The following is a 20017-nucleotide window of genomic DNA, read 5'->3' as shown; positions in this document are numbered from 1 at the left end:
GTCGCAGCGGTCACGGTTTCCAGAGCCGTCTGCTGTTATCGTCGGCGCCCATAAGGCGGCCAAAGCGGCCAACGACGATGTCGCGGCGTACGATGCGCGCCGGATTGCCGGCGACGATGCAGCGGTCAGGCACATCGTCGAAAACCACGGAGCTGGCGCCGACGATCACTTCGTTGCCGATGGTGACTCCGGGAAGGATGACCGACCCGCCGCCGATGAAACAGCGCTCTCCGATCTGGACCGGCGCGTGGCGGCCGCTGGCCGCGTCATACCCTAATATTAGTGTCTTGAAAGCAACGAGTGTGTCCGCGCCGACGCTGACGGCGCCTAAGCGGCGACTGATGAAGCGGCTCGACAGTGACAGGCTGGCCGACTGGGCGATCTCGACCCGGCCACCGTATATGAGCCAGCGCCGCCGCGCCTCGGTGACAAGAGACCGGACCCGGCGGAGACTGTTGAGCGAACGTAAGATGGCCATCCGGTGCGAACTCCCGCCTTGATTCTCAGTTCATTTGCTATAGCGCCCCGATCATGACTCAAGGAAAAAATGTCCGCACTCGCCGGCGCACGTTGATCCAGCACTGGCAAGCGGTGGTGCGGAAGATTATCTGGAGGTCTGACATCTCCCCCTCGGCGTGGATCGCCGAAACGGCGTTGATCGACCGGACGTGGCCGAAGGGCATTCATATCGGCGCCGGAGCGGTCATCGGCGAGGAAGCTGTCGTGCTGTCCCACGACCTTACCCGGGGGCTCTATCTAGATACGCGGATAGGCGAGCGCACCATAATAGGGCCGCGCGCGATGATTCTGCCGGGTATCTCGGTCGGCGCAGATTGTATCGTCGCGGCGGGCGCGCTCGTGAATCGCGACATGCCCGATGGCAGCAAAGCGATTGGCAATCCCGCGACGATCACGGCGGGCGCCGATTCTTCGGAACAGAGCCGTCATGACGGAGCGTAGCGCGGTTCGTATGCTATGGTCGCGTCTTCGCGGCCGGCGACAGGCGAAGCTCGTTGCTGCCCAGGCAGATCGTACACTGGGCGGCTATGCCTCGCCCACCTTTGCTCACCGGCACCGAAAAAAGCTGCTTCTCCTGTTTGGACTGGCACTGCTTCTTTATAGCATGTTGTTTACGCTCATTGGGCGGTTCATGGTGCTGCAGTTCCTCGCTCCGCTAATGGCGATGATCCTGCTCGTCATCTGGATGCTGCCCGAGGCAAGGCAGGTGCCGACTCACTGGCTCGGACGCCTCGGCGTCGCCTTCATGATAGCCCTTTTGTGCTGGCCCGACTATCTCGCGTTCGCGCTTCCCGGACTGCCATGGCTGACTGCGATCCGGATCGTGACCGTCCCGCTGGCGCTAGTAATGCTTTTTTGTTTGTCGGTCTCGCGCGCATTCCGGGCAGAGATGAAGGAGTTGATGACAGGGCTTCCGATGGTTTGGCAGGGAGTAGTCGCCTTTGCGGTGATCGCCCTCATCTCAATCGTCTTCTCCCGCGATATTGGATTGTCGGTCAACAAGTTTGTCGTCGCGCAGCTGACCTGGACCTTGCCCTTTTTCATCGCAATCTATGTTTTCCGCCAACCGAACCGTGCGACGCAATTCGGCTACTTCCTATGGGCGATCGTACTTTTCGTATGCCTGATCGGGATCCAGGAATGGCGGCACAGCGTGGTCCCCTGGGCCGGGCACATACCGAGCTTCCTGAAGATCGAAGACGAGAATGTGCAACGCATCCTGTCTGGCAGCTCGCGAGCCGCGACTGGAATCTACCGAGTCCAGAGCAAGTTCACGACGCCGCTCGGCTTCGCTGAATTTCTGGCGCTGTCGGCACCTTTCATCCTTCACATCATGATGCGTAGCAAAAATCTACTAATCATCGTGGCAGCGGCGCTGACGCTTGCGCTGCAATTCTGGTGCATCCGCCTCACCGACAGCCGGCTTGGTGTCGTCGGCTTCTTCATGACATTCCTCCTCTACATGCTGGTGTGGGGAGGCCTGCGCTGGTACCGTGATAGGGACAGTCTCTTCGGCCCAGCGGTCGTGATCGCCTATCCTATCACGCTCGGCGCCTTCTTTGCTGCGACACTGTTCGTCGGGCGCCTCAATGCGATGGTATGGGGAACGGGTGCGCAGCAGTTCAGTACTGAATCGCGCAAGGTCCAGGTCGCGATGGGGCTCCCCAAGATATTCAAGGCACCGTGGGGGAACGGAATCGGGCGCGGGGCGGAGGAACTCGGATTCACCAACCTTGCTGGCATCCTGACGATCGATACGTATTATCTGCTTGTCGCCCTCGAGTTCGGGATACTGGGTTTCATTATCTATTTCGGCATGATCATTGCTGCGATCATCGGGGGCGGCAAGCAACTCATTCGCGTGCGTGCGGCGGATGCAGATGGCGCGATGCTCGCGCCCTTGCTGATCGCGCTGACCAATTTTCTCGTGATTAAGTCGATCTTCAGTCAGCAGGAAAATCACCCGCTCGCCTTCGTGATGATGGGCGCGGTGGTCGTGCTGGCATGGCGCATCAAGAAGCAACGTGACAGTTCGAGCATCGTCCTGCCGCCGACCGCTGCGCTCCGGACGATGGCGCGGCGCAACTTATTCTGAGAAAGGCGGCGTTGGGGCCAGCAGCCCGCGAAGACAACGCTTCGGTGGGGATATGGGCGGGCTCGCCTGTCGAGCCCTAAGATCAGTCTGGTGCTCCGGCGTAGCGGACGATCGTGCCTGTCGCGCGAGAACTCGCAATCAGTGGGTTAGTGGTTCATCTTCTGCGGCCGCACCGATCCCGTCAGTGGGTTGATGCCGCAGAGTCGGTTAACAAAGTAGAGACTGGCAAGATTGCGGCCGACGAGAAATAGCGCGACGCAGGTCGCAACCCCCGCGGCGCCGAAGGACTGCGCGATCAACGGCGCAAAGAGGATGAGCGACAGGGTGCTCGTGATCGTGATCGCGAAATTTACCCGTTCGTGACCGGTCATTGCAAGCACAAGGCCGGCAGGACCCGTGATCGTATAGATCATCTGTCCGAGGACGACTATGCGCAGCATTGGCGCGGCGGCAATAAATTCGCTTCCAATTAGTCCGAGCAGCGGCTCGGCGATGCCGAGCATGAGAAGCGCGGGAGGCAATGTGAACAAAGTCGACAGTCGCGTAGCGGTCCGCCCCAGCCGCGCAACCCCGGCAAGATCTTCGCTCGCCCAAGCTGCGCTGATCTGCGGCGAATAAACGCTGAACAGACCCATCGAGACGATCGCGAGGCTTGTGCCAAACTGCATCGCGATCCGGTAGAGGCCTGCGTCATGTAAACCCGCAGTATTAGCTACCACGACGAGCCCGTACCAGTCGGCAATATTGAGCGCGATCGCGACGCCCCACAACGGCAGCGCGATGCGTATCATCGGACGGATCGGCAGTGGTGTGGCCGCAGCAGCGCGGCTTGTTCCGTCGAGGCTCGCCATGAGGCCGCCGATCGCGACCGCCGCAGATACGGCCGCAGTGACCCACAGGATCGAGCCGATACTATGGACCCATCCCGCTGCGATCACGCCGAGCACAAGCGTTGGTATCATCAGCACCTCGACCGACTGACCAAGGATATAGCGCTTCTGCGAGCGGAGCACCGCGCTGCCAATACGCGTCATCGCACGCGACCAGAGAAGGATGCACAGAATGAGAAGGCCGCCCGCGGGCAATATACCGCCGACCGCCCAATGCAGTGTTGCAGGGCCCCCGGCAAGCAGTGCGGCAATTATCGCCGTCGCAAAGCCTATCGACAGACCCACGACGCGAAGTAGCGTGGAGGCCGACAGCTGTTGGCGCTTCGCGATCACGCTCGAAAACTGGCGCACCACCGCAAGATCGAGGCCGCCGACTGCCACCACCGACAGAAACATCGCTGACTGGGTGATCAACGCATAGGTGCCGTTAGCTTCGGGGCCAAAGCGATGTCCAATGACGAAAGACAGGGCAAAACCCGCGAGCACCGACAGGCCGCGGATTGCCAGCGCCATGACTGACTGAAAATGATTCCGCGCCAGCCCTACCAGTCGGGCAGCGAGTCCGCGATCTGTCATCGGCAGCGAGACGTCCCTGGATTTTGCGGTTCTCTACCGACGCGTTGGACGCTATTGTCGCAGGCCTTTATATCCGATCCCCTGAGGTTCATGCGGGCGACGACGGGGCGGTGGGGCTGGTTTGGCTGCACCGCCCCGGGGACGGTCGAAATGCGATTGCCTGTTATCGTGGCACCACGCACATCGATCAATGCGATTGCATGCGGGTAGCTTACGCGAACGACATTATCCTTGATGACGATCCGGTCGAAGCCTCCGTCGTCGATACCGCCGCGTACGTGATTTCCGAAGAATATACCCTGCATCGCTCCATCCATGTCGTTGCCGATGACGCTGACGTCGGAAACCGGCGGCGCAGTGGGCCGCGACCAAGCTTGGATGCAATCGGGATGATCACCGTCGCGGATGCGTTTGCCACTGGCATCGAAGGTCGCAATGTTTGGCCGGAAATCCCGGCAGCGATTGCGTTCAATCAGGATTTTGCGCGACAGCGCGATGTTGATGCCGTCCGAAATCAGCCCGACGAGATTTAGTCCGGTTAGTGTGATGCCATGACTCTCATTGACCACGACGCCGCGATGCGCCCCAGTGATCTGCATGTCGGCTATCCGGATATTCTCAGAGGAGCGGATCGATACACCATAGCTACGTCCCCCCGGTCCGATGATCGTGCCGCCCTTGACCGTGACCCCGTTTGCTTGGTCAAGTACGATTCCGGTCAGCGTTGCTGCCCCGGCGTCGATTGTGATCGCGGGGCTGAAAGTTTTGCGGCGGATTGTAAGGACGCCGGTCATGCCGGCGGGCAAAACAATCGTCTCGCCGCCTCGAGCGGACGCAATCTGCCGGTCCATATCGACATTCTGCAGCGCCTCTGCCGAGCAGGAGGTCAGCAAGGGAAGCAAGCAGACGATTACGATGAGGTGGCGCATGATCACTCCGGCGCCGCTTCGCCCTCGGCTGATCCGCTGGCCGCGACGTGCCGAAGCTTTGGTAAATCCCGTGGCAAAAGGCAAGTTTTTGTATTACCGCACGCTCGCCAAGGTCGGCGAGCGGGTGGGTTACGGTACAATATGGAAACGCCTTTCGATTGGGTCACCGTCATCATTTTCGCTGGAATGGTGGTCCTCTTCCTTCAGAGATCGTCGATGGATGAACCGCCCGACACCATCTGGCAATATCTGCCTCCTGCCGTCGGCTGCGCGTTCGCCAATTATCTCGGCAATGAAGGCTATGTCGTGCCGGCGGTGGCGGTACTGATTGCGGTCGGAGCGTACTTGATCCGCGTGCTCCACGTCCGCATGCCGGGCGCCTGACGAAGCAGCAGGGCTTCCACGAACGGCACTTCGTGACCCCGCCATCAGAGATTGTGCGCATCGGGGCGGATTGAGACGGCACAGCCCCCCGATCTCGTGGAAGGGCGCGAAAAAGTCTGGGTAAAGAGATTCTGAGGGAAGGAACGTCCCGCGTGCCATCGCATCCTAAAAAATCCGGTGGAGATAAGCTGAGGCTGATTGAAGTGGGGCGGGGGGCTGCCGCGCTCGCGGTAGCTATCTTCCATGCGAATGCGAGCTCACGACATATGGGCGGCCCCTTCTATCCGGGGCTTGGGGTTTTTGAGCACGGCGTTGACTTCTTCTTCGTAATTTCGGGTTTCATTATCTATGTTGCGCATGCGGGGGGCACGCGCGGCGCCGCGGCGACAAAAGATTATCTGCGGCGGCGTGCGCTGCGCATCTTTCCGACGCTTTGGCTTATCGTCGCCGGCTGGGCGCTGCTGCGCGTCGTCGTGGGAGAGCCGCCGGACGCTGCGACCTTCACGCGCTCGATGCTGCCTTATCCTTCGCTCGAGCCCACGCTGCCGCTGGTAGTGTGGACGCTTCGTTTCGAACTCCTCTTCTACGCGGTGTTCGCAATCTTCATGTTCCAGCCGCGTTTTGGGTTGACCGCCTTTGCGATCTGGTCGCTTGCCGTGATTGTCCAGATGGCGTTGATCTATTCGGGTCACGGGCTTACGGGACGGGCGTCCTTTTTCCTCTCGGCCTATGTGCTCGATTTCATGATCGGCATGGGTGTCGCCTTCCTCTACCGAACATTCGCATTCAGGCCTTCGCTTGGCCCGCTGTTCGTCGCGCTGTGCCTGCTGGCGTTGTCGCTTTATCTACTTCGCCAATCGGGCGCGGCGCGAGTGTCCTTTGCCGATTATGTTTCCGCGCCGGCTGCGTTCGGCACGCTCGCGCTTGGATTACTATTCGCTTTCGTCGTATACGGCCTGCTGGCGGCGGAGAGGGCAGTCGCTCCGCCGGCATGGATGGTCCGGCTGGGCGGCATGTCCTATGCGCTTTATCTAATACACACGCCTGTAAATGCTGTGGTCCAGCATCTCTTGCCCTTTCTGCCCGCCGAAGCATTGCGCTGGGGCGCGGGTCATGTGCTGCTTGTTACAGCGGGCGTACTGGCTGCGGCGATTTTTCACGATCGGGTGGAGCGGCCTCTCGCGCGCCATCTCGACAGGCTAACCGCGCCGCGCCGCGAAGGCGGGCTGCGATGAGGCTCTGTGCTATGGTCGCGGCTACAAACAGGGTAGGCATGTTGGTGCAAGCCGATAAAAGGTCGACATTCGTAGCTGGCCAGCGCAGGTGCATGACCAGAGCGATCATCCGGGCGAACGCTCATAGTCTTTCATGCCCGGCCTTGGCGGGCAGCATCAGAAAAGCGACGTAGAATGAACTGGTTCACGCGAATTTTCTCCCGCAGGCGGGAAGACCCCTGGGCGGGCTATGACGAAGGGCCGCGCGAACCCATCGAAATCGATCCGTTCCCACCGCCAGCTGTCGGGCGGCCGGGGTTCGCGGTCAATGCGACAGCGCTTGAGCGGCTAACCGCGCGTGGCGGGGCGGCGCGCACGCGACATGTTCCGGCGCAGGCATTCACTCCCTCGCAGCCCGTATCTTCTTTGGAGCGGTTTGCTGGGCGCAGCGCGCTGCTTGACCGCGTTATTCGTGCGATCGAGGATCAGCAACTTCACGTCATCATCTATGGGGATCGCGGGATCGGCAAGACCTCGTTGATGCGCGTGGTCGCGGAACTGGCGAAGGGTGCGCGCTATATCGTCCATTTTACTTCCTGTGGCGAGCAAAGCGAGTTTTCCGAGACATTCCGCTCGGTGGCGAGCCAGATTCGTCTTCTCTACGATGGTTCGCTCGATCCGGGTGACGAGGATGTTGAGCGCGGTGGAACTCTCGCCGACCGGCTGCCGGCGGGCGACTTCACCGCGTCGCAGCTGACCGAAGTGTTCGAGGGCATTTCTGGGACACGAGTTCTGATCATGCTCGACGAATTTGATCGCGCCGAATCGCCGCGCTTCCGCGCTTCGATCGCTGAGTTGATCAAGAATCTGTCAGACCGCTCAATACGCGTTCAGATCATGATCGCGGGTGTCGCTTCGAACCTCACTGACCTTATCGCTCACATTCCATCGATCCGACGCAATATTGTCGGTATCGCAGTTCCCAATATGGGCGAGGACGAAATTCGCGACATGGTGGCGATCGCCTGCAAAAATGGCGGCCCAGCCTTTCGACCCGCCGCTGTTGAGGCACTTGCGAGAGTGTCCGCGGGCCTACCCTATCTTGCCGCATTGATCGGCCAGCATGCCGCGATTGCGGCCATTGAGCAGCAGGCATCAGAAGTAGACGAGGACCATCTCGGCGTCGCGACCGATCGCGCCGCAGTGGATATTCTTAGTCGGCTATCGCCGTTGGTGATACACAGCTTGCGTGACGAAAGTGCGCGGGATCGAGACAGCCTGCTCTGGGCCTGCGCTGTCGATGCGATCGAGAATGATGGGCTGATTACCACGCCTGAGTTGATCGCGAGGTTGTCCGTTGAGCGTACGGCGCTGATGAAGTTAGTGCGTCCTATCGATGAGGATCCGCTTGAGCGTTGGCAATTCGTCGAAGATGGCGTGTCTTCTTACATCTGGTTGGCCGACAATTCCTTACGCAAGCTGTGATGCCCCCACTCTGTCCCAGATAGAGACGCTAGTGGGTTGCCAATGCGAATGGTTTACAAAATGTTATTGCGCCGCGGCGGAAATCGGGGCAGTGAGAATCAACTATAAACGGGTTTGCGAGTCGGTCGGGTATTCCGACCCCAAGGTTTGACGCAACAGGCGGAGCGATTATATGTATAAAACCACACTTAAGGCAGCGGCATTCGCTTCTGCAATCGGTCTTGGCTTCGCCGCGGTTCCGGCCGCTGCGGCTCCGGTTATTTCTTGCTCGACCACGAGCTGCACGTTCGGCAATTCCGATCCGACGGTTGGTACGGGGACGTTCTTCGATACCTATACCTTCGTTCTGCCCTATGCCCGCACGTTCGTTGGTCAGATTTTCTCGAACGCGGTTAACTTTCCGGTGGATAACGTAAATTTCCTGTCGAACGGGGTTCGACTCGACAACATCAAGTTCACCAACACTAGCGTTGGAAACCCGGAAATCCGCGACATCACCACGGTGCTTGCAGCCGGGACGCATACCATCACGGTTCGCGGTTCGTCGGGGCCTGACGGTTTTTACACCGGTACGGCTTCGCTTGGTGGAGTTCCCGAGCCGATGACTTGGGCTATGATGTTCCTCGGCTTTGGCCTTGTCGGCGCTGGCCTTCGTCGTCGTTCGAAGCAGATTGCTCGCGTCGCTTACGCCTGAGGAAAGCTAGTTTTAAAAAGAAAGGCCCGCCCCGAAAGGAGTGGGCCTTTTTTTGCCTGAGATGAGCAGGCGGACGAGCAGACGGAAAAGCGCGCGCAGCGCTGTGACCAGCTGATATTTCGTCATTGCGGCCGAATGCGGGCGTATGATGGCGCCGATATCCGCAACGTGGGCCGGTTTACGGTGCCTGACGTACGAGATTCGCAGCGCGCCCGGTTCCTATTAGCGCTTGCCGCGAGCCGGACGATACTGCGGACAGCATTGCGGTCAGCAGCGCGTCGATCCGGGTAAACTCGGGACGGCCGTTGGTGCGGACCGCTGAGGCGCGAACGAGGACCCCATCGCCGATGTAGCCTGCTATAGCCGTTTCAAGACGAACACGGCGCTGCTCGCCCGCGGTGCGTGGAAGCGCATCACCGAGTCGGGTCCAGTAGACGATATCCTCCACGCGCTCTCCGAGGCGTGCCGTCAACCGCACGACTGGAAGCGAGACATCCCGACCGAGTTGAAGTGCTCCGAGCGTGCGCCCAACAATCGCAAAACCGACAGCTGGATAGCAGCTTTCGGGCCGATGCAGTTGCAGTCCGTCGCTTTGTTCCTTGCCATAGGTGGCGAGCATCATGATGGGAGATTGGCCCGATCCGTCAGCATAGCTGCGCACCAGCATCTCGTCATAAAGTCGGCCCGCGAGCGTTCCCTCGGTTGGCGGCAGAACGATGCTGCCATTCGGGTCTTGGTGCCAGCTCCCGAAGGTCTCAGGAATGATCGACGCGAGCGTCTTGCCCGGCGACAGTAGCAGCCGGTGTTCACGCGGGCGCAACCATTCGGCGGTCGCGAATGAGCCCGCACAAGCGAAAGCAATCAGCATGTCACGTCGCCTAAAGCTCATGCGCGCACCTGCGCGGAGCCAAGCAGCAGTCGCAGTAGCTTGTCGGCCGACACCATCAGCGCGAGAGCGACCCCAAAGAGAACCATGCCTGTCGTCGCGTGCATGAAACCCTGTGCCACGGCATCACCAAAATGATAGGTCAGCAGGATGAGTATTGACACGCGAAAGATGTTCACCGCGACCGCAATCGGAATGATGCACAGCGCAAGAAGCGCTGCATGCCTCCAGCTAGCCCGATGCAGCAGATAGATATAGAACATGCTGATCGACATAAGCCCCATCAGGCTGTTCATGCCTGCACACGCCTCTTCGACAAGCAGTTGATATTGCGCCACAGTGATGACGACGCCCTCGCGGAACACCGGATAGCCGAGCATTGAAAGTAGCGACGAGGAGGCAATCGATACCAGCTGCTGCAGTGGCGCCGTTACATAATCAAGCACCCATCCAGGGATTGGGACAAGAAAAGCCATATAGGTGAAGGGGAAAAGGTTTGAGAAGATTCGCTTCCATCCGATCCGCAACGCGATAATCGCCATCACCGCGCCATATAGTCCGCCACCTTCGAGCAACAGAAGATCGTAAGCGCGCCCGAATATCCAGCTTGCGAGAGCAAGCCCGAGCAGCAGGAACGCGAGCCACGAAAGACGAGCGATGCCGGCCAGTGGTTCCCGTAGCAGACCCCGATGCCAGATCAGCCAAGCACCGGTCGCAAGAACGATCGGTCCGTGCGAGCCCGCCTCGGTCGACCAGCTTTGCTGCGCCAGCGTGATGACCGTCGGGATACCGATGAGTAGCACCCCAGCGATCAGAGGCCAGGAAATGGGCTCCCGGCTAACGGCTGGTGCTTCTGTCGGGATGGCCGTCCTAGTCAACGACATTGAGGAATGAGCCGATTACATTGGCTCGATCGGTCTGCAAATCAGTGATCAGCCGCCGCATATCTGACAAATAGCTGTGATCCTTGCGCGCTATGACGAGCGCATGGCGGACCAGCGCGGCGATGCGCCGCGTATCGGCGCTACTGCTCGCCGGAGGACAATCTACAATTGTGAGGTCGAAGCTGCGGACGCAATTCTCGATCAGCGTCTGGAATCGGGTCTTCGAAAGCAGGCGCTGCGCCTGTTCGGTCGGCGATCCGGAGAACATGATAGATAGATTGGGAATGACATCAGGATTGATAAGCGCGAGCTCCGAATCTTGGTCGCTCGCAAGATAATCCGATAGACCGCGCATAGGCTCTTCGGACAGGAAGTATTCATCTAGCGAAGGCTCGCGAAGATTGCAGTCGAGCAGCAGCGTGTGCACGCCGGCCTGCGCCATCGCGACCGCCAGATTGGAGGCAACAAACGTCACACCGACCCCCGCGGTCGCGCCACAGATCGCCAGCGACCGCTTGCCGTCCTGCAGATGCTTGCCGACCAGCTGATTGCGTAGTGACGCGATCGACTCGACCTCGAGCGAGTGCGGATCGTGCAGGACGACGAGCTTTTCGCTGAAGCCGAACCGGCCGTTCTTTGCAGCAGTCGACTTGGGGTCGGCGCTCGTTGGCTGTTCATAGATCATGGGGTTGCTTCTTGGATAGTCAAGGAAAGGAGGTCCGGGCCGGAAAGAAAGGCAACTCAACCGCTTCCCGAGCCCGGCAAAAGACGAGTCAGGTTACGCTTCGGCGCAGGAAGCGATCCCGCCATCATGCCTAGCACGGGGACACCTTCAATATAGATATCGTCAATTGCGCGCACACGGCGAAACAGCAGTTCAATTATCAGCGACGTAAGGATGCCGAACGCGAGGCCGAGCGCGAGGGCGCCCGCAAGCACCGGCAGCCGCTTAGGGAAGCTCGCGGTCTGTGGCGCAACGGCGTTGCCGAGGAAGGTCAGCCCCGTCTCATCCGATTCGGCTTGCTGATCGAGCTGCGAAGCGCGCGTTGCGGTGCGCTCGAGTTCCTCGCGAGCGACCCGCACATTGACCATCAGTTGGCGGGCTTCGGCGACCTGGCCACGCTGCGAGAGCACTTTTTGCTGCTGGGCGTTGAACATCGCCCCTATTGAGGGGCCCGTTAAACGTCCACCACTCCCGGCGGCGGCGCGCGCCGCCGCCATTTCGCGCGAAGCATTGGCGGCGATAACCGCGCGCTGCTGGCGCATCGCGATGAGGTCGGGGTGATTGGGACCGAGCGTCTGCGAGGCGGTCGCGATCGTCGCGTCGATTTGCGCCAGCTGCGTCTGGGACGGCGATGCGATCGGTGCGGCGACCGGCGCCGTCATCGTGGGCGGTGGCGGCGCGGTGCTTGCAAGCGCTGAAAGCCGCGCAGATTCGGCGTCGGTGTCGTTTTCTTGGAGCACGATATTATTGGTCCGCTCGAACTCGGATTTACTCTTTTCGGCATCTGCCAACTCTCTTTTGAGCTTGTCGGTCTGCTGCTTGAACCAGTCGGCGTTTCGCCGCGCTGCCTGTTGCTTGAAGAGCATCGTCTGGTCCGAATAGGCCTGCCGCAGCTGGTCCGCGATGCGCGCTGCGGTTTCCGGCTGTTCGCCAGTGTACGTGATTTCCATAATGTTACTGGCATCGATGAGCTTCGCATCGGTGCGGTCGATCACGCGCTGCGCTAGCCATCGATGTAGAGGCAGATCGGATCCCGAAGCGCGATATTGCGCGGTCAGCTCGGGCGAGCCAGTCCAGCCGAAAGCGTCGACGACTCGGCCTGCAACGCGGTAATCCTTGATCAGCTCGGTCTGCGTCTTGACATAGGCACGCGCGAAGGACGACGATAGCGCTTCGCCGGTGACCGGATCGGGCCGCACGATGTCGAGCATTAGGCGCGACGAGGCTTCAAACCGTGCCGGGACGAGCTGAATCACCAACATCGCTCCAATTAAGCACGCGATCAGCGAGGTCGCAGTAATGGCCCGGCGTGCCCACAGAATCCGGAAAAATTGTTGGACGCTCATGGCTTCATCCCTTTGACGCCGTGCTTGCAGGAAAAACTAAAAGAACCGTTCGCCCACCACGATCACGTCGCCGCCCTTGATGGGCGCGGACGGATCAAATTTGCGCAGTTCGACACCGTCGCGAAACACCTTAACGCGGCTTTCAGATCCGAGTTGTGTCAACCCGCCGCCCCGCGCGAGCGCCATGCGTAGGCTCATGTTCCGTTCGACTTTATAGCTGCCTGGCGCGTTGACTTGGCCGTAAATGAAGTACTGCGCCGCGGCGGCCACAAAGAGCTTATCGCCGGGATTGACGATGGGATCAGTCTCTGCCCCCCCCGTCGCTACATCCCGGATCATAAGCGTAATTTCTTCGCCAGTCTCACGCCGGATAACTATCTCGTCGGCACTCGTCGGCCGTGTGCCTCCGACACGGGCGAGAATCTCCGACACATGATAAGCTCGATCAACTGGCACAAGGCCCGGTGTCGCCACTTCGCCAAGCACCGTAACATATCGGCTTGCATAGGTCGCAACGACGACGGCGACCTGTGCTGATGTATAGAAACCGCCATCAATCAAAGCTCGGTGCACATCCTCACGAAACTGCAGCACGGTGCGATCGACCGCCTTCATGTCGCCGATCAGAGGAAGGCGCACCGTCCCGTCAGCTTGAACTTGGACACGTGCTTGGAAATCGGTCCGACCCACGAGAGAAACCTCAATGACGTCGCCGACCCCTAGAACATAGCCTTCGCTTAGAGATCCTGGATCTGCAGGAGGCGAAGGCGCAGCTGCTGGCGGCGCCATGGGGGAAGTCTGCGCGATCGCCGAAGGCAACGGCGACAGATAGGCAAGAGCTAAGCCCACCGAGATCAGGACGAACTGGCGGAGCGAAATAAAGCCACGGACGTTCATAATAACCCCCAAGAAACAGCCAGCCGGTTGCGATTAAAGCGACAACGACAGGGTAGCACGCGCAAATGCTCCGTCATAGTCGAAGAATGTTCCATTCGCGTTGCGCCGTTCATAACCGCCCGAGAGCCCGATCTGCCACCGACGCCCAAAATCATAAGTGAAGCCGCCGCCGCCGAGTTGTCGTGTTTCGCGATCGATGAACGTGCCCACTTGCGGCGTCGCGTAGCGATAGGACCTTCTCTCATTGAGATAACTGGCTTGCAGGCGCATGCGGTCGTTGACCGCATATGTCAGCTGGACGAGATTAGGTTGCGTACGCAGGTAGGCGGCATCACTCGACAGGCTGTTGACGAACTGGCGGCCAGTCGACGCGGTCACTTGCAATCGGGGCCCGAACTGCGCGGTCACTTCGACGTCCCAAGTCAGGCCTGAGTTGTTTGGAACGAGCGCGCCACCACCGCGGATCGCGCTGCGGCCGATCGAAAACTGAGCGTCCAACCTCGATCCGATATCGCGTCGATAACGCGCGCCGATAGTTGTGATGTGATAGCTCACCTCGCCGCCGCCTGCGGTGGGCTGATTCAGAAGGTCGATATCCCGACGTCCGGCATAAGCGGTCAGATCGCCAAAATTGGGGGTCGAGTAAGATAGCCCGCCTTGATACTCCAGCTCGTCATACTCGGCGCGGTCACGAATGAGATTGCTATTGCGTGCTATCACATAGCCGACATCCCCTGTCGGGCGCAGCCCATATTCGCGGCCGCAGGTGATATCGCCCTGATACTCCTGCCGCGTTTCGGCATTTTTGACAGCGAAGGATGGGCTGTTGTTGACGAATGCAATGTCACCAAGATCCGACTGTCGACGGCTGATTCCAGCTGTTATATCGACGCGGCATGGGCCGATGGGCTGCTTGATACCGCCTTCAAGGCCGATCCGTTCTCGATTGAGCTGGGAATTGCGACGATAGAAATCATATCCAGCAGACCCGTTCAGCCACACACGCGTTTGGCCCAAATTGCGCGCCAGATCGACGGTCAGGCCCGGCGTTATCCGTTGATCTGATCGCGAGAGACCGCGCGCGGCGGCGCGCGCCGCGTCCGAACGAGCGACATTACTATTATACTCAGCCGTGACGTCGAATTTGACATCGCTGAGCGGAGCGGTGTCGGCCTGCGCGAATGCCGGCGCGGTGAAACCGGTAGCGGCTGTCCCGAGAAGAGCTAGGAGCATCATGCAATTGCGATAGGCGGCTTGGCGTTGCATTGGTGGTGGTCCCTGTCATAGCCAGAATTCCTGTCAGTGTCATGGTCTGACGGTTCGCGTGGCATTTCGCATCATCGAACGGCACGACTAGCGGATTGCCGCTGATATGAAAAGCGACGTCATGACGCTATCGGCGGCCCAAAATAATTCGCCTTACCGTCCCCGCAAAATTTCGTGCTGTCTCACCTATCCCTGCGTTCCAAGCCGCGCGTCCGACTAGCAGCCCGCGCATTCGCGGCAAGGGCTGTCCAGTTACCCGAGTGGCCGCTGCACGTGCAAAAACCACCCGCTTGCGGCGAACTTGGCCGGGTTGCATCAGATCGACCTCCCCGATCGGACAATCGGTGACTGCGCAGACTCCCGCAGTGACGGCATTGTCGAGTAAGCGATCGCCCACCCCACTACGGGTCAGAAGCAGGCTTCTCCCATCGGCCTCGTCGAACATCGGATAGCCGCTTTCGCCGCCGTACCAAGCGTCGGCACAGGCGATGTCGGCGACGCCGCCAACCGCATCAGGGCAAATCTTGCACCGAAACTGGACTTCTTTTGAGAGATGGCCGCCCCAGCTATCATGATAGCTCATCGTCCCTACCTTGCCGTTCCGCGTTTCGGCCCGGGCCTCGCCGGGCCACCCGTTTCCGCGATAGCGGAAACGGATCACGTCGGCAGGGTCGAGGCCCATGGCGCTAATAACGCGGTCGGTGCCCTTAAGACTTGGCATGCCGCCGCAAAAAAAGGCGAACATCAAAGGAATCCGACGCGCCACGCGTGGATCGTTCTGCCCGAGCAGGCGTAAGGCGGACACATCGCAAGGCTTGCCGATGAACAGCAATTGCTCATCTCGCGCCAGCAGCGCGTCGATCGTACTGAGCGGACTAGTCGCGCCGTAGCGCGAGCCTGCGCCCGCTAATATTTCAGCGCGAGACCGCGACAACGAAAGCATGTTTTGCGTCGGGCGATCAGGATCGGCATGAACATGCGCTACCGCATCGACTTCGCCGCTCTCTAGCGCATGGAGCGCCAGCGCGGACAAGAGGCCACCCGATGATCCCGCGAACCGAAACTCGGGGTCGGTCGCGTGTCCCGTCATTACTCGGCGATAAGGCCCCCAATAGGGATGCAGCGAATGCGTTTGAGTCCACGGCGCGACGACCGCGCCGGGACAGGCGGCCGCGATACGTGCTTCGATCGCTGGCGCCACGGGGCCCATCACTGTCGGGCGCGCATAACCGGGATCGACGAGACGCATCGCGATCGCCCCGCTGCTAATCCCGGCGCAAAGGCCGCATCCAGCGCACAGTTCAGCGTCTACGACCGAGTTGATTACCTTCGATCTAGCGGACCGATCGTCAATACGCATTTTGTGTTGTCACTTTTCTGAAGGCAGATGCGGTGTCGCGATCACTTCGCGCCCGGAGCTGGGCCCAAGCTCTTCTGTGCCTCGCCCCTGCGCGGGGAGAGGTCGAGCGCCTTATTGTAGCGCACCGTCTTCATGCCGTCGCGGAGGATTTCCGACAGTCGCGTATAGACCTGCTGATTGGTGCGGGCGTTTTGCAGCAAGTCGCCGGCGATCTTGGTCGCGGTTTCACCGATGACGGGTTCGACGCGGGTTTCACGTATCAGGTTGACCGTAAAATCGCCGTCTTTCGGCAGTAAGAAAATCTCGTTCTGCTTCAGCGCGGCAATCTGTCGGACGGCACCCGGCTCCATCGCGAGCGCATCAATCACACCCATCGAGGTATGGGTCGGTAGGCTGTATCTTGCGAGCACAGCCTGTACCTGATCGATCGTTGTTAGCGGTTCGAGTTCCTTGATCAGGTTTGCGCGGGGTGAAGCGATTGCAATCTGCTCGACGAGGAAAATTTTCCGTGCGCTGAACAGGTCGGGATTATCGAGAATGAACTGCTGCACTTCATCTGCAGATATTGCAGGTACGTTGCGGCCGAGTGACTGTTGCAACAAAGTGACATAGGCAATCTGTTCGGCTTTTTGCTTGGCAATCGCGCCGGTTGGCGTGTTGGCAAGATCCTGCTTCTCGGCGGCATCGGCCAGCAGATAGCGATTGATGATCTGCTGGAGCGCGGCGCGGCGCATCTGCTGCTGCTCTTCTGTTGAACCCGCTCGTAAGGGTCCCATTTCGGCATCGAGCTGAGTTGAGGTGATTTCCTTTCCGTTTACGGTGGCGACCACCTGTCCGGTCGGCTCAGAAGCGGCGTTGCAGGCGGCCAACACGAGGGCGCTGGACAGAATTAATGTGGTCGATAGAAGTTTCATAGTAAGTCGCCTTTTGTAAGATAGATAATCCGCTGCAGCGGCTTGCAGGAAAATCCCGGAAATTCTCGGGCCATTATTCAACTCTGTTTTCTATTGCGAATTTCGTCTCGTCCCTAGATTGCAATCAGGGCCGGTTTCAGAAAAGGCAATTCTTGCCATTCCTGCCTTACGAAAGATCGGTGATGTCTTCCCTCAAAATCTGTCTTGCAGCATCAGGCGGCGGACACATTCGCCAACTGCTTGACCTGCTCCCCGCCGTTTCCGAGCATCAATGCTTCTTTATGACCGAATCTACAGCCCTTGGCCAATCGATTAACTCCGAATTTCCGACCTATTTTGTCGAACATGTCGCACTGGGGCAGGCGCGCCTCGGCAACCCGTTCAAGATGATCACAGCGGCTGCGCGTAACGCAATGCAATCGTTCCGCGTCATCCGACGAGAGCGACCGCAAATCATTCTTTCGACGGGTGCCGGTTCGATGGCGTTCGCGATGCTGTGGGGCCGCTTGTTTGGAGCGAAGCTGGTGCTCATAGACAGTTTTGCAAGGGTGCAAGCGCCCTCCGCCTTTGCGCGGATCGTCGGTCCGATCGCGCACCACCGCGTGGCGCAGTCTCAGGGTGCGACCGGCGGTCGGGCGGATATCCCGATCTTCGATCCATTTCGTGTTATCGATGAGCCAAGACCCGAAAAACAGGACCTGTTGTTCGCCACGGTAGGCGCGACACTTCCGTTCGACCGTCTGGTGGCCATGGTTGCGAGCGCTGAGCGAAGAGGCCTTACCCCGACGCGGGTACTCGCACAGGTCGGCGAGGGCGGTGCGATGCCTGAAGGCCTTGATGCGGTCGCAGCGATGACCTTTGACCGCATCCGCCAGACGCTGAAGGACGCCGACATCGTAGTCTGTCATGCCGGAACTGGATCGCTCATAACGGCGCTGCAGGCTGGCTGCCATGTGATCGCGGTGCCACGCTTGTTCGAACTGCGTGAACATTATGATGACCACCAACTTGAGATCGCCGGCGCTCTCGCCGAACGCGGGCTTGTTCAAGTTGCGCGCAACCAAGCCGAGTTCGACGCAGCACTGCTCGCGGCCAAAACCCGCAAGGCGACGATGGCGACGACGGACCCCCAAGCGCTCATCGGCTTTCTTCGCCAAGTCATTGGGGGAGACAGATGACGCGTTGACGGTCAATAGGCATCGCGGTGCATCAGCACGCGGACCGTACCCAACAGGATAGTGATGTCTCTCGAAAGACGCCAACCGTTGACATATTCAAGGTCAGCCTGCAGTCGGTGTTCTAGGTCCTCGGTTCGGTGTGTCGCGCCGCGAAAGCCACGAACCTGGGCGAGGCCGGTTATTCCCGGTCGCAGCGTGTGGCGCATCCAATACTGCGGACTGATGTGCCAGAACAGCTGATCGCCAGCGCGCGAACCAAGCGCATGGGGCCGTGGACCGACAATGCTCATCTCGCCACGCAGTACATTTATCAATTGTGGCAGTTCGTCGATACTCGTCGCGCGTATGAAACGTCCAATTCGGGTCACGCGATCATCATCGCGCAACGTCGACTGAGAACCATCCATGCCTTCGTTGTTTTGCCGCATGCTGCGGAATTTCCAAATCTGGAACATCGAATTGGACTGGCCGACGCGGGGCTGCTTGAAGATCGCAGGGCCCGGGCTGTCAAGCTTGATCAGAATCGCGACGAGGATCAGCAAAGGGCTAAGCGCTATGAGCAGTGGGACTGCGACTGCGAGGTCGAAAAGCCGTTTCTTGATCCGGTTGTTGAGACTGAGCGGGGTACGCGACACCACTATTGTGTCTTGCCCGGCCAGTTCGCCTACGCCTATCGCACCCAGGCGATTTTCTTCGCGCAGCAAAATCTCGCCAATTACGCCGGTTCCCTTGAGAACAAGCGACCAGCGGGTCTGGTCGTCTCGCGAAGCTGACACGATTACACGGTCAAAGTCGCGAATCGTATTGGCGATCCTGTCTAACATGGCTGGATTGTTGACGTCGGGTATCAACCCTTCTCTCTTCGCATCGATCACCGTCAGGCTTTCGAAACCCTTGACCGCAGGCGTTATGCCGCCGTCTATGATAAGCAGTTCGTCAGTCAATCGATGCTTGAACGCGCCGCCTATCGCCATGTCGATGATCAACCGTCCGGCAATCATCCCCACTGCACTGAAGAGAATTGCCACAATATAGCCGGCGCGCGAGACCTGTACGCCCGATTTGGTCAAAAAGGTGTAGAGGATGACGAGCAGCGCGGCGAGCAGCAGAGCGGCGATCGGCCGTCTTATGGCCTCGAACCGATTGCGGATGGTTTCGAGCGCATAGCTGTTCTGGTTTGTGGTCAACAGCAAATAGGTCACTGCTACCACTAAGCTCAAGTTCAGCCCCTCGGCCATCAGGTATTGGGGATTGCGAATAAACTGGGCGACAAAAAAACCGAGCAAGATCGCCGTCACGTCGATGACCACTAAGCTGGCGTACGTCGCGACTCGCCACATGTAGCGCGGGATGCGTCTCGGGTTCCTCGCTTGAAACTCGATCTCGCCACTTCGGGATATAGGTGCATTCACAGTGAAACTGGCCGCTTGCCTCAATCATCGCGGGATCGCGATCCAGAGGTCTAGCGCCGGATCGTAAAGTTTCAATGAGTATCGACGCGTTACTGTCCTGTTTTCGGTCAGGTTTCAGCCTGATCTAGCTGGACGACAGGCTAGGGCAAGGTCAGAAAATCCTGACGGCGGCGTAAAGCAAAAATGCAAGCGCCATCAGCAGTGTCAGATAGCCGAAGTAGCGCGATGCCAAGCGCTCTAGGCCGTGTTGACAAAAGGGATTCCCAAACCGGCCTTGTTCTGATTCAAGACTGCTTTTTGAGGAGCAGTCATGGGTCGCGGGGATTTGTCGGATGCGGAGTGGGAACTGATCGGGCCGCTGCTG

General features: G+C 59.4%; 20 protein-coding genes. 7 read left to right on the top strand and 13 right to left on the bottom strand.

What is annotated here, in order from left to right; translation table 11 throughout:
- Nucleotides 1-10 precede the first annotated feature (10 nt).
- Nucleotides 11-478: a DapH/DapD/GlmU-related protein gene (locus U0S50_RS18020; RefSeq protein ID WP_322310027.1), complete on the bottom strand. Its 468-nt coding sequence runs from the start codon at nt 476-478 to the stop codon at nt 11-13.
- A 53-nt stretch (nt 479-531) separates the two neighbouring features.
- Here U0S50_RS18020 and U0S50_RS18015 point away from each other — a divergent pair, with 53 nt between their 5' ends.
- Together U0S50_RS18015 and U0S50_RS18010 are read left to right on the top strand one after the other, a co-directional pair.
- Complete coding sequence (locus U0S50_RS18015) at nt 532-960, top strand: acyltransferase (RefSeq protein ID WP_322310026.1); 429 nt, start codon at nt 532-534, stop codon at nt 958-960.
- A complete protein-coding gene (locus U0S50_RS18010) occupies nt 947-2614 on the top strand; it encodes an O-antigen ligase family protein (RefSeq protein WP_322310025.1) in 1668 nt (555 codons plus the stop codon). Before U0S50_RS18015 ends, U0S50_RS18010 begins: the two co-directional genes overlap by 14 nt.
- Before the next feature lie 146 nt (nt 2615-2760).
- Here the strand turns inward: U0S50_RS18010 and U0S50_RS18005 are convergent, their stop codons facing one another.
- Together U0S50_RS18005 and U0S50_RS18000 are read right to left on the bottom strand one after the other, a co-directional pair.
- Nucleotides 2761-4080 carry a hypothetical protein gene (locus tag U0S50_RS18005; protein ID WP_322310024.1) on the bottom strand — a complete coding sequence of 440 codons (1320 nt, stop codon included), beginning with the start codon at nt 4078-4080 and terminating at the stop codon, nt 2761-2763.
- On the bottom strand, nt 4077-5009 hold the full coding sequence (locus U0S50_RS18000) for a NosD domain-containing protein (protein ID WP_322310023.1): 933 nt from the start codon (nt 5007-5009) through the stop codon (nt 4077-4079). The genes U0S50_RS18005 and U0S50_RS18000 overlap by 4 nt, the downstream gene beginning before the upstream one ends.
- A gap of 141 nt (nt 5010-5150) precedes the next feature.
- Between U0S50_RS18000 and U0S50_RS17995 the strand changes: the two genes are divergently transcribed.
- The 4 genes from U0S50_RS17995 (at nt 5151) to U0S50_RS17980 (ending at nt 8786) form a co-directional block, all read left to right on the top strand.
- Nucleotides 5151-5393, top strand: coding sequence for an XrtV sorting system accessory protein (locus tag U0S50_RS17995; protein ID WP_322310022.1), 243 nt, complete (start codon nt 5151-5153; stop codon nt 5391-5393).
- A 152-nt stretch (nt 5394-5545) separates the two neighbouring features.
- Nucleotides 5546-6628, top strand: coding sequence for an acyltransferase (locus U0S50_RS17990; RefSeq protein ID WP_322310021.1), 1083 nt, complete (start codon nt 5546-5548; stop codon nt 6626-6628).
- 174 nt (nt 6629-6802) lie between these two features.
- Nucleotides 6803-8092 carry an ATP-binding protein gene (locus U0S50_RS17985; protein ID WP_322310020.1) on the top strand — a complete coding sequence of 430 codons (1290 nt, stop codon included), beginning with the start codon at nt 6803-6805 and terminating at the stop codon, nt 8090-8092.
- 172 nt (nt 8093-8264) lie between these two features.
- On the top strand, nt 8265-8786 hold the full coding sequence (locus U0S50_RS17980) for an FxDxF family PEP-CTERM protein (RefSeq protein WP_322310019.1): 522 nt from the start codon (nt 8265-8267) through the stop codon (nt 8784-8786).
- 178 nt (nt 8787-8964) lie between these two features.
- Here the strand turns inward: U0S50_RS17980 and U0S50_RS17975 are convergent, their stop codons facing one another.
- The 8 genes from U0S50_RS17975 to U0S50_RS17940 all read right to left on the bottom strand — a co-directional run bounded on the left by U0S50_RS17975 (nt 8965) and on the right by U0S50_RS17940 (nt 17063).
- Entirely contained in the window at nt 8965-9654 is a 690-nt protein-coding gene (locus tag U0S50_RS17975; protein WP_322310018.1) for an exosortase C-terminal domain/associated protein EpsI, read from the bottom strand.
- A gap of 17 nt (nt 9655-9671) precedes the next feature.
- The gene (gene xrt / locus U0S50_RS17970) at nt 9672-10556 is read right to left on the bottom strand and encodes an exosortase (protein WP_322310017.1); all 885 of its coding nucleotides are present in this window, start codon (nt 10554-10556) and stop codon (nt 9672-9674) included.
- Nucleotides 10543-11241, bottom strand: coding sequence for a CpsD/CapB family tyrosine-protein kinase (locus U0S50_RS17965; RefSeq protein WP_322310016.1), 699 nt, complete (start codon nt 11239-11241; stop codon nt 10543-10545). Before U0S50_RS17965 ends, xrt begins: the two co-directional genes overlap by 14 nt.
- A gap of 56 nt (nt 11242-11297) precedes the next feature.
- On the bottom strand, nt 11298-12626 hold the full coding sequence (locus tag U0S50_RS17960) for a chain length determinant protein (protein ID WP_322310015.1): 1329 nt from the start codon (nt 12624-12626) through the stop codon (nt 11298-11300).
- 36 nt (nt 12627-12662) lie between these two features.
- On the bottom strand, nt 12663-13523 hold the full coding sequence (locus U0S50_RS17955; RefSeq protein ID WP_322310014.1) for an SLBB domain-containing protein: 861 nt from the start codon (nt 13521-13523) through the stop codon (nt 12663-12665).
- A gap of 33 nt (nt 13524-13556) precedes the next feature.
- Nucleotides 13557-14789 (bottom strand): hypothetical protein, encoded by a 1233-nt coding sequence (locus tag U0S50_RS17950; protein ID WP_322310013.1) that lies wholly within the window; start codon nt 14787-14789, stop codon nt 13557-13559.
- A 127-nt stretch (nt 14790-14916) separates the two neighbouring features.
- Nucleotides 14917-16149 (bottom strand): Coenzyme F420 hydrogenase/dehydrogenase, beta subunit C-terminal domain, encoded by a 1233-nt coding sequence (locus U0S50_RS17945; protein WP_322310012.1) that lies wholly within the window; start codon nt 16147-16149, stop codon nt 14917-14919.
- Between the two features lie 41 nt (nt 16150-16190).
- A complete protein-coding gene (locus tag U0S50_RS17940; RefSeq protein ID WP_416195014.1) occupies nt 16191-17063 on the bottom strand; it encodes a SurA N-terminal domain-containing protein in 873 nt (290 codons plus the stop codon).
- 182 nt (nt 17064-17245) lie between these two features.
- Between U0S50_RS17940 and welK the strand changes: the two genes are divergently transcribed.
- The gene (gene welK / locus U0S50_RS17935; RefSeq protein ID WP_322310010.1) at nt 17246-18241 is read left to right on the top strand and encodes a beta-1,4-glucuronosyltransferase WelK; all 996 of its coding nucleotides are present in this window, start codon (nt 17246-17248) and stop codon (nt 18239-18241) included.
- Between the two features lie 11 nt (nt 18242-18252).
- Here the strand turns inward: welK and U0S50_RS17930 are convergent, their stop codons facing one another.
- Nucleotides 18253-19551 (bottom strand): exopolysaccharide biosynthesis polyprenyl glycosylphosphotransferase, encoded by a 1299-nt coding sequence (locus U0S50_RS17930; RefSeq protein WP_322310009.1) that lies wholly within the window; start codon nt 19549-19551, stop codon nt 18253-18255.
- A 253-nt stretch (nt 19552-19804) separates the two neighbouring features.
- Nucleotides 19805-20017: hypothetical protein (locus U0S50_RS17925; protein WP_322310008.1), on the bottom strand; the 213-nt coding region annotated here is incomplete at its 5' end.

The sequence above is a fragment of the Sphingopyxis sp. genome (assembly GCF_034380315.1).
Classification (GTDB): Bacteria; Pseudomonadota; Alphaproteobacteria; order Sphingomonadales; family Sphingomonadaceae; genus Sphingopyxis.
This window is presented reverse-complemented; position numbering and strand designations above follow the sequence as displayed.

Excerpts from the sequence above, each read along its gene's own strand:
- U0S50_RS18020 (WP_322310027.1), bottom strand. The coding sequence starts at position 478 with ATGGCCATCTTACGTTCGCTCAACAGTCTCCGCCGGGTCCGGTCTCTT.
- U0S50_RS18015 (WP_322310026.1), top strand. The coding sequence starts at position 532 with ATGACTCAAGGAAAAAATGTCCGCACTCGCCGGCGCACGTTGATCCAG.
- U0S50_RS18010 (WP_322310025.1), top strand. The coding sequence starts at position 947 with ATGACGGAGCGTAGCGCGGTTCGTATGCTATGGTCGCGTCTTCGCGGC.
- U0S50_RS18005 (WP_322310024.1), bottom strand. The coding sequence starts at position 4,080 with ATGACAGATCGCGGACTCGCTGCCCGACTGGTAGGGCTGGCGCGGAAT.
- U0S50_RS18000 (WP_322310023.1), bottom strand. The coding sequence starts at position 5,009 with ATGCGCCACCTCATCGTAATCGTCTGCTTGCTTCCCTTGCTGACCTCC.
- U0S50_RS17995 (WP_322310022.1), top strand. The coding sequence starts at position 5,151 with ATGGAAACGCCTTTCGATTGGGTCACCGTCATCATTTTCGCTGGAATG.
- U0S50_RS17985 (WP_322310020.1), top strand. The coding sequence starts at position 6,803 with ATGAACTGGTTCACGCGAATTTTCTCCCGCAGGCGGGAAGACCCCTGG.
- U0S50_RS17980 (WP_322310019.1), top strand. The coding sequence starts at position 8,265 with ATGTATAAAACCACACTTAAGGCAGCGGCATTCGCTTCTGCAATCGGT.
- U0S50_RS17975 (WP_322310018.1), bottom strand. The coding sequence starts at position 9,654 with ATGCTGATTGCTTTCGCTTGTGCGGGCTCATTCGCGACCGCCGAATGG.
- xrt (WP_322310017.1), bottom strand. The coding sequence starts at position 10,556 with ATGTCGTTGACTAGGACGGCCATCCCGACAGAAGCACCAGCCGTTAGC.
- U0S50_RS17965 (WP_322310016.1), bottom strand. The coding sequence starts at position 11,241 with ATGATCTATGAACAGCCAACGAGCGCCGACCCCAAGTCGACTGCTGCA.
- U0S50_RS17960 (WP_322310015.1), bottom strand. The coding sequence starts at position 12,626 with ATGAGCGTCCAACAATTTTTCCGGATTCTGTGGGCACGCCGGGCCATT.
- U0S50_RS17955 (WP_322310014.1), bottom strand. The coding sequence starts at position 13,523 with ATGAACGTCCGTGGCTTTATTTCGCTCCGCCAGTTCGTCCTGATCTCG.
- U0S50_RS17950 (WP_322310013.1), bottom strand. The coding sequence starts at position 14,789 with ATGCAACGCCAAGCCGCCTATCGCAATTGCATGATGCTCCTAGCTCTT.
- U0S50_RS17945 (WP_322310012.1), bottom strand. The coding sequence starts at position 16,149 with ATGCGTATTGACGATCGGTCCGCTAGATCGAAGGTAATCAACTCGGTC.
- U0S50_RS17940 (WP_416195014.1), bottom strand. The coding sequence starts at position 17,063 with ATGAAACTTCTATCGACCACATTAATTCTGTCCAGCGCCCTCGTGTTG.
- welK (WP_322310010.1), top strand. The coding sequence starts at position 17,246 with ATGTCTTCCCTCAAAATCTGTCTTGCAGCATCAGGCGGCGGACACATT.